General features: G+C 66.9%; 10 protein-coding genes. 1 reads left to right on the top strand and 9 read right to left on the bottom strand.

What is annotated here, in order from left to right; genetic code table 11:
• The 7 genes from HUU94_RS06530 to HUU94_RS06505 form a co-directional block, all read right to left on the bottom strand.
• The coding region (locus HUU94_RS06530) for an SURF1 family protein (RefSeq protein WP_217429574.1) at positions 1-263 on the bottom strand (263 nt) is incomplete at its 3' end.
• Positions 260-640, bottom strand: coding sequence for a DUF983 domain-containing protein (locus HUU94_RS06525; protein WP_438827111.1), 381 nt, complete (start codon positions 638-640; stop codon positions 260-262). The genes HUU94_RS06530 and HUU94_RS06525, both read right to left, overlap by 4 nt.
• 60 nt (positions 641-700) lie before the next feature.
• Positions 701-1,522, bottom strand: coding sequence for a cytochrome c oxidase subunit 3 (locus HUU94_RS06520; protein ID WP_174274292.1), 822 nt, complete (start codon positions 1,520-1,522; stop codon positions 701-703).
• 35 nt (positions 1,523-1,557) lie between these two features.
• On the bottom strand, positions 1,558-2,121 hold the full coding sequence (locus tag HUU94_RS06515) for a cytochrome c oxidase assembly protein (RefSeq protein ID WP_174274291.1): 564 nt from the start codon (positions 2,119-2,121) through the stop codon (positions 1,558-1,560).
• The gene (locus HUU94_RS12910; protein ID WP_302480184.1) at positions 2,121-2,243 is read right to left on the bottom strand and encodes a hypothetical protein; all 123 of its coding nucleotides are present in this window, start codon (positions 2,241-2,243) and stop codon (positions 2,121-2,123) included. Before HUU94_RS12910 ends, HUU94_RS06515 begins: the two co-directional genes overlap by 1 nt.
• On the bottom strand, positions 2,240-3,151 hold the full coding sequence (locus HUU94_RS06510; RefSeq protein WP_174274290.1) for a heme o synthase: 912 nt from the start codon (positions 3,149-3,151) through the stop codon (positions 2,240-2,242). The genes HUU94_RS12910 and HUU94_RS06510 overlap by 4 nt, the downstream gene beginning before the upstream one ends.
• A gap of 190 nt (positions 3,152-3,341) precedes the next feature.
• Complete coding sequence (locus tag HUU94_RS06505) at positions 3,342-3,950, bottom strand: NAD(P)-dependent oxidoreductase (RefSeq protein ID WP_174274289.1); 609 nt, start codon at positions 3,948-3,950, stop codon at positions 3,342-3,344.
• 43 nt (positions 3,951-3,993) lie between these two features.
• Between HUU94_RS06505 and HUU94_RS06500 the strand changes: the two genes are divergently transcribed.
• Positions 3,994-4,947, top strand: coding sequence for a hypothetical protein (locus tag HUU94_RS06500; RefSeq protein WP_174274288.1), 954 nt, complete (start codon positions 3,994-3,996; stop codon positions 4,945-4,947).
• A gap of 41 nt (positions 4,948-4,988) precedes the next feature.
• Here HUU94_RS06500 and HUU94_RS12800 read toward each other — a convergent pair whose 3' ends face one another.
• Together HUU94_RS12800 and HUU94_RS06490 are read right to left on the bottom strand one after the other, a co-directional pair.
• Positions 4,989-5,606, bottom strand: a complete 618-nt coding sequence (locus tag HUU94_RS12800) for a PEPxxWA-CTERM sorting domain-containing protein (protein WP_174274294.1) — start codon at positions 5,604-5,606, stop codon at positions 4,989-4,991.
• Between the two features lie 230 nt (positions 5,607-5,836).
• The coding region (locus tag HUU94_RS06490) for a cbb3-type cytochrome c oxidase subunit I (RefSeq protein WP_174274287.1) at positions 5,837-6,433 on the bottom strand (597 nt) is incomplete at its 5' end.

Genomic DNA, 6,433 nt, shown 5'->3' with positions numbered 1-6,433 from the left:
GTGCCGTCGGCGCCGCGCCCCGCCTCGCCGCGCCAGCTCCGCACCGTCGCGCAGGTCGCGGTGGCGCGGCGGTAGAGCCTGTCCTCGCCGATCGGCGCCAAAGCGGCGAAGGGGGCGGGCGGCTGGTGGAGGTTGGCCGCGAAGCGCGCGATCAGCGCCTCCTTCTCGTGGAGGCGATGGAGCTGCCAGACGCCGAGCCGCACCATCAGCAGCGCCGCCAGCGCGACGATCAGCGTCGGGACCAGGGGGAGCCGCCGGCTCATCGCGGCGGCGCGATCCGGCCCTCGCGCGCGGCGGTGCGAACCTCGAGCGCGAGCAGCACGCCCTTGGCGGCGCGCAACGATCCCAGGATCAGCGCCAGCGTGATCGCCGGCCACAGCAGGACATGCACCCACCATGGCGGCGAAAAGATCAGCTCCACCGCGATCGCCCCGCCCGCGACGATCGCGCCGATGATCAGGGTGAGGAATGCCGCCGGCCCGTCGCCGACGTTGAAGCTTGTGTAATCGAGCCCGCAGGCGGCGCAGCGATCGGCGAACCTGATGACGCCGGCGAACATCGTCCTGGCGCCGCAGCGCGGGCAGAGACCATTGAGGCCGGCGGCGATGGGCCCGGGCGGCGGGGAGGGAGGCTGGCTCAACACATTCTCCATCCGCTCATCCAGAGTAGGAACTGAGCGGACGGAAATATGGCCAAGCCTCTACCCCGCGTGGATCGGCGCGCCCCAGCCGCCCCAGACGTAGATGGTGACGAACAGGAACAGCCAGACGACGTCGACGAAGTGCCAGTACCAGGCCGCCGCCTCGAAGCCGAAATGCTGGCGCGGGGTGAAATCGCCCTTGTAGGCGCGGATCAGGTTGACGATCAGGAAGATCGTACCGACCAGCACGTGGAAGCCGTGGAACCCCGTCGCCATGAAGAAGGCCGCGCCATAGTTGAGGCCCTTGAAGGCGAACGGCGCATGGGCATATTCCCAGCCCTGGATGCCGGTGAAGGTGAGGCCCAGCAGGATCGTGCACCACAGCCCCGCGATCGTGCCCTTGCGGTCCCCGTGCAGCAGCGCATGGTGCGCCCAGGTGACGGTGGTGCCCGAGCAGAGCAGGATCAGCGTATTGAGCAGGGGGAAGGCGAAGGGGTTGATGACCTCGACGCCCTTGGGCGGCCAGACCCCGCCGACCGCATCGACGGTCGATGGAAACAGCGAGAAATCGAAGAAGGCCCAGAACCAGCCGACGAAGAACATCACTTCGGAGGCGATGAACAGGATCATGCCGTAGCGCAGGTGGAGCGCCACGACCGGCGTATGATCGCCGGCCTTCGCTTCTTTGATGACCTGGCCCCACCAGCCCGCCATCGTGGCCATCACGGAGAGCACGCCGAACGTCCAGGCGAAGCCGCCATAGGGCGCCGAATGCATGTAGAGGATCGCGCCCACCGCGAAGAACAGCCCCGCGAACGCGCCCAGCAAAGGCCAGGGGCTCGGCGGCAGGATATGATAATCGTGGCTCTTGGCTCCGGCCATTTCGGTCCCCGTATCGGTCGTGCGTCGCTCGTCCCTTAGCTTGCACTTTTCGGCGAAGCTACCGGGAAGAAGGTGTAGGAAAGCGTGATTTCGCTGATCTGGCTGGCATCGGGATCCTTGGCGAAGCCCGGATCGACATAGAAGATCACCGGCATCCGCACGCGCTCATGCGCCTTCAGCGTCTGCTCGGTGAAGCAGAAGCATTGGATCTTGACGAAATAGGGCCCGGCGTTCGTCGGCGAGACGTTGAACGCGGCGCTGCCGGTGATCGTGTGATCGGTCTCGTTGACCGCGGTGAAGAAGGCGAGTTCGCGCGCGCCGACCGCGACGCGCTTGACGCGCTCGTCGGGCTCGAAGCTCCAGTCCATCCCGGGCTTGACGTTGGCATCGAAGCGCACGTCGACGAGCTTGCCGACCACCGGGCCGGGCGCGGTGGCGTTCAATCGCTCCTGCACCGTGCCGTTCCAGCCCGTCGCCTGGCAGAACATCCGGTAGAGCGGCACGCTCGCGAAGCCGACGCCGGCCATCAGCGCGACGAGCAGCGCAACGGCGGTCGCGGTGCGGAATTTACCGCGCAGGTGGAAGGTCTGCGCCGCCATCAATGCATCCGTACCACGCCGATCGCGAAGAACAGCACCACCATCGCGCCCAGCGCCCAAGCGGTGACGCGCGCGCGGGCGCGCTGGCGGCGGCGATATTCCACATCGAAATCGGGGGTCATGCCGGCACCATCCTGTCGACGACGAGCGCGCCGAACAGCGCGAACAGATAGAGGATCGAAAAAGCGAACAGCCGCCGCTCGGGCTTCATCCGCGCCGGATCGGCCTCGCGGCTGAACCCGACCCGCGCCGCCAGCGCGACGAACAGCAGCGAGAGCAACGCGGCGGTGATCCCGTAGATCGGCCCCGCCAGCCCCAGCGCCCAGGGCAGCACCGCCACCGCCGCCATCGGCAGCGCATAAGCGAACACCTGGACGCGCGTCGTCCGCGCGCCGGCGACGACGGGCAGCATCGGCACGCCGGCGGCGGCGTAATCGGTGCGGACGTAGAGCGCGAGCGCCCAGAAATGCGGCGGCGTCCACAGGAAGACGAGCGCGAACAGCAGCACCGGCAGCAGATCGATTCGCCCCGTCGCCGCCGCCCAGCCGATCAGCGCGGGGAAGGCCCCCGCCGCACCGCCGATGACGATATTCTGCGGGGTGCGGCGCTTGAGCCAGACGGTATAGACCAGCACGTAGAAGAGAATCGACGCGGCGAGGATCGCCGCCGCCAGCAGGTTGACCGCCAGCCCCATCAGCAGCACCGAAAAGGTGCCGAGCCCGACGCCGAAGTGCAGCGCGGACTGGCGATCCATCCGCCCGGCGGGCAGCGGCCGCTGCTCGGTACGCTTCATCCGCGCATCGAGATCGGCCTCGTACCACATGTTGAGCGCCCCGCTCGCGCCCGCGCCCAGCGCGATGCACAGGATCGCGGTGAAGCCGATCACCGGATGGATGTGCACGGGCGCCGCGAGCAGCCCGCAGAGCCCGGTATAGACCACCAGCGACATCACGCGCGGCTTGGTGAGCGCCAGGAAATCGCGCCACTCCGCGGGCATCGCGGGCGGCATCGGGACGGCGGGTGAGGACATGGGGCGGCCTATAGGCGCTTGGGCGGGGTTCGGCAAAGGGCGCGCGGAAAGGCTGCCGGGAGCCTGATTACAAATTAATTTGCTGGGGGACCCCCTCGCCGTTCGTCCCGAGCGAAGTCGAGGGACGTGCCACGGGAGGCGCACCCGAAGCCGCTATCTCGACCTCGCCGACGCCAACGGGTCCTGAACCTCAATAAGCAGCGGTGAAGCGCGCGCGGCTGTGGCGTTGCTGTTCGAGTTCGTCGACCATCGCGATCGCATAGTCCGCGAAGCTGATCTTGCTGTCGCCCGCCGCATCGGTGACGAGCTGGTCGTCGGCCGACCGGTAATGACCGAGCCGCTCGCCTTCGAATATGATCATGGCGGGCGAGAAGAAGGTCCAGTCGATCGCGCTCTCGTGGCGCAGATCGTCGAGGAAGGCGATCCCTCGCATCGCCATTTCCTTCCAATCCTGGGGGAAATCGGGCGAATCGATCAGGCGCTGGCCGGACGAAGTCTTGAGGCTTGCCGCCCCGCCGGTGACGAGCAGCCGCGCGACACCCGCCTGCCGCAGCGCCGACAGCAAGGTTTCGGCGGGCACGTCGAAATGGAGCGCGCTGATCACCGCGTCGCTGCCGCGAATCAGATCGGCCAGCGCGGCGCTGTCCGATGCGTCGCCGGTGACGGGCGTGACGCCCGGCGCCTGGGGAACCGCCTCGACATGGCGAGCGATCGCGACGACCGAGTGGCCGCGACTAGCCAGTTCCCTGGTGACTTCCGAACCCGCGCGCCCGCTTGCGCCCAGAACCGCGACCTTCATGCTCGATCTCCGATGGTTCGGATGATTTCCGATGACGGCCTAATTGGGTATGGAAATCCGGCATGCAAGACGGCGCTCCCGTTGCACCTCGTCACCTTCGCCGGAGATTGGAGCGGCGCGGGCGGATATGCCGGGTAATGTGAGACGCCTCGCCTGTCTTTCCCTGGCTGTCGCCGCGCTCGTCGTCACGCCCGACCGCTCGGCTCGGGCCGGGCCCGTTCCTCTGTACCGGGGTCAGGCCGACATCGTCGTGAGAGGCGGCCTCCCGACGAGGGAAGAGGCGCTGCGGCGGGCCTATGCGTTCGTTCGAAAATCGGGCGTCGTCTCCGCAGACGACAGTGTCGCGCGCTGGACCACGGCGATCTGCCCCCGTGCCGCGGGCCTGCCCGAAGACCATGGCGCATTGGTCGAGAGATGGTTTCGGGAGATCGCGAAAGCCGCCGGAGCAAGGCTCGGGGAAGCGAGGTGCGAACCCAATCTGATCATCGATTTCGTTCCCGACGGCTCCGCGTTCCTGCGGGCGATCGACGACCGCAAACCCTCGCTGCTGGGCACCCTCGCGCCCGGCGATATTCGCCGCCTCGTCGGAGGTGATGAGCCGGTGCGGTGGTGGCATGTCGTCGGTCGGCATGCCGGCGGGGGCACGGGAAGCCTGATCCTGCCGATGACGGTGCGCACGATCGAGGCCGCCACGATCGTCGTCGACGTTAGGAAGGCGCAGGGGATCGGGCTGAGAGCGATCACCGCTTATGCCGCCTTCGTCGGCCTGGCGGCCGTTCGCAACGGCGTCGGGCCGGAATACGGATCGATCCTCGACCTTTTCGACGATCCCGGCAACACTAGGGATTTGAGCGCCCGCGATCGGAGATTCCTGCGGGAGCTCTACCGCATGCCTCTCGAGCGCAAGGGCATCTACCAGCGGGGGCGGCTGATACGGGCGATACTCGGCGAGGGGATTGCGGCGGAGGGCGGCGCAAAGGCCGTGGACGGGAGATAGCGGAAGAGAGCGCCGTGATCAGGCGATGGTCCGCGATCCGGTCAGGAAAGTCGGGCGGCGGGCTTCCGGCGCGAGCGCATCGCGGAGCCGACCGCGCCGAAGCCCGCCACCATCATCGCCCAGGAGGCGGGCTCCGGGACGGCAGCGGCGGTGAGCGCGACATTGTCGATCGCGCCATCCTGGCTGATGCTGTTGTTCGAGCCGACGTCCGCGAAACGGAGCGTCGTCGAGCTGGACGTCGCGGTGAAGTTGAACGTGCGGAGCTGGATGCCCGTGGACGTGCTGCTGAACATCTGGCTCGCAAGCTGGGTCTGGCCCAGCGCATCGATCACCGAGGCGACGATCGACTGCGAGCCGCCGCTAGTCACGCCATAATCGAAGGAAAAGGCGTAGGTGACGCCCGCCAAGGTCGAGACGGTCTGCGACAGCACGCCGTTCGGTGTGCTGTCCCCGGAATTGAAGATCGCGACGTAGCTGCTGTAGCCCGGATCGTTCAGGCCGAAATAGGGGATATGCGCGGTCGCGACATGGCCGGTCGCCGTCCAGCCGGAGAGCGAGCCGGTCTCGAAATTGCCGTTGATGAGCGGCGCGGCATCGGCCGCCGAAACGCCGACCAGGCAGGCCACGGACAAGGCCACGACCGTCTTCAAATTCCGCATCACGCAACCCCCAAAGCGAGGAGGCAGATCAAAACGCCCCGCGCTGCCCCACGCGACCGGCCATGGACGCCAAGTAGCGGAGAGTCAAAGGAGATCGGAGCGGTCAAGCATCGGACCCTGCCCACGCATACGATAGCGGAGGCTGCCCTGTTCAGGCTGAGACGTCACCCCGGCTCAAGGCCGGGGTGACGTGAGTGCAACGTCAACGGGACAGATTCTAAGCCCCCGCCTCAGTCGATCCGCGGGAGCTGCTCGAACTGGTGGTAGGGCGGCGGGCTGGAGAGCGTCCATTCCAGCGTCGTGGCGCCTTCGCCCCAGGGATTGTCGGGCGCCTTGGGGCCGGCGGCCATCGACCACAGCACGTTGGCGAAGAAGATCACCATGCTCGCCGCCATGATCATATAGCCGTCGGTCGCGATCCGGTTCCAATGCGCGAAGGCATCGGGATAATCGGGGTAGCGGCGCGGCATCCCCTGCATGCCGAGAAAGTGCATCGGGAAGAACAGCACGTTGACGCCGACGAAGAAGATCCAGAAGTGCAGCTTGCCGAGCAGCTCGTTGTACATCTTGCCGCTCATCTTCGGGAACCAGTAATAGAAGCCCGCGAACAGCGAGAAGACCGCGCCCAGGCTCAGCACGTAATGGAAGTGCGCGACGACGTAATAATCGTCCTGGAAATAGGTATCGATGCCGCCGTTGGCGAGCAGCACGCCGGTGACGCCGCCGACCGTGAACATGAAGATGAAGCCGATCGCCCACAGCATCGGCGTCTTGAACGAGAGCGAGCCCTCCCACATCGTCGCGATCCACGAGAAGATCTTGATGCC

Source organism: Sphingomonas bacterium (assembly GCF_903644055.1).
In the GTDB taxonomy this organism is placed as follows: Bacteria; Pseudomonadota; Alphaproteobacteria; order Sphingomonadales; family Sphingomonadaceae; genus Sphingomonas_I.
Note: the sequence above shows the minus strand (reverse complement) of the source record. Positions and strands in the feature narration are given on the sequence as shown.

Excerpts from the sequence above, each read along its gene's own strand:
- HUU94_RS06520 (WP_174274292.1), bottom strand. The coding sequence starts at position 1,522 with ATGGCCGGAGCCAAGAGCCACGATTATCATATCCTGCCGCCGAGCCCC.
- HUU94_RS06515 (WP_174274291.1), bottom strand. The coding sequence starts at position 2,121 with ATGGCGGCGCAGACCTTCCACCTGCGCGGTAAATTCCGCACCGCGACC.
- HUU94_RS12910 (WP_302480184.1), bottom strand. The coding sequence starts at position 2,243 with ATGACCCCCGATTTCGATGTGGAATATCGCCGCCGCCAGCGCGCCCGC.
- HUU94_RS06510 (WP_174274290.1), bottom strand. The coding sequence starts at position 3,151 with ATGTCCTCACCCGCCGTCCCGATGCCGCCCGCGATGCCCGCGGAGTGG.
- HUU94_RS06505 (WP_174274289.1), bottom strand. The coding sequence starts at position 3,950 with ATGAAGGTCGCGGTTCTGGGCGCAAGCGGGCGCGCGGGTTCGGAAGTC.
- HUU94_RS12800 (WP_174274294.1), bottom strand. The coding sequence starts at position 5,606 with ATGCGGAATTTGAAGACGGTCGTGGCCTTGTCCGTGGCCTGCCTGGTC.